Below are 1,215 nucleotides of genomic sequence, written 5' to 3'. Positions count from 1 at the left end.
TTTACTGCTGATGGAACATGGATCTGCACAGTTGTAAATTCTGCGGCCACACCTGCAGCGGAAAAAGTGCCTGTGGCAGTCCTTGCTGATGTTGAGGTTGACGCTACTGTCACGCAGCAGCGGGCGACCGCTTATGTGCAAGGGGAATTCAATCGCGATGCCCTTAAATTTGGCGGCACTGACACGATTGCCAACCACGAAGCTGCACTGAATGGTGCCAAAATCTATACCAAACGGGTTGTAAAATAAGGAGGATTGACTGATGGCTATCAAAGATTTGTACTCATTTCCTACATTGATCAAAGTGTTGGGGCAGTTGCCTCCACCAAACACCTATATTCTGGATACATTCTTTCAGGACGGGGAACCGTTCGATACTGAAGAGGTTGAAATCCAAACCGTTAAAGGGAATAAACCTATTGCTCCTTATGTATCCGAGCTGCAGCCCGGCAAGGTTATCCTACGGACTGGGTTCACTGCCGAACGCTATAAACCTGCTCTAATTAAGCCTGCTCGGCCAATCACTGCTATTGATTTGAAGGTTCGCGCAGCTGGGGAATCATTGTACAACCCTGTATCGCCAGAAGTGCGTGCGCGCAGACTGTTGGCTAAAGATATTATCGAGTTGACCGACACTATTACACGTCGCAGAATCCAACAGGCAGCTGAACTGATGTTTACCGGTAAGGTGACGCAGATCGGTGAGGGTGTGAGTCAGGTAATCGATTATGATTTTGAAAATATCTTCACACTCTCGGGTACTGACCTCTGGAGTAATGCTGCATCTGATCCAATCGCATTCCTATGGTCTTTGCGAAAATTGATTCTTGATGGAAATGCGCCGACACCTACTGTAATTCTGGGCGATTACAACTCGGCCACTGCTTTGATGCGGCATCCAATGGTTCTGAAACTGGCAGAAAACCGGGGAGTAGATATCGGCAATATTGATACTACATTACTATCCGATGGAGTTACACATCACGGCCGCCTTCGTGATGTTGGCCTGGATGTATATAGCTACACTGGGACTTATACCAATGATGCAGGTGAGGATGTTCCATTTATCCCAGAGGGTACAATTGCAATGCTTTCGACCAGAGACAAGTTCGAGTTCCTATATGGGGCGAACGTTATTATGGACCCGAAAACAGAGCAGTTTACTAAAGTTACAGGTCAGATCACACCGCAATCGTGGGTTACAGTTGAACCTGC

Annotated in this window: 2 protein-coding genes; both read left to right on the top strand. The window is 47.2% G+C overall.

The genetic code is table 11. The features are described from left to right. The coding region (locus M2108_RS31335) for a hypothetical protein (RefSeq protein ID WP_277506484.1) at positions 1-249 on the top strand (249 nt) is incomplete at its 5' end. A 13-nt stretch (positions 250-262) separates the two neighbouring features. Next, the coding region (locus M2108_RS31330) for a major capsid protein (protein ID WP_277473348.1) at positions 263-1,215 on the top strand (953 nt) is incomplete at its 3' end.

This window comes from Paenibacillus sp. PastM-3, assembly GCF_029893965.1.
GTDB lineage: Bacteria > Bacillota > Bacilli > Paenibacillales > Paenibacillaceae > Paenibacillus_AQ.
This window is presented reverse-complemented; position numbering and strand designations above follow the sequence as displayed.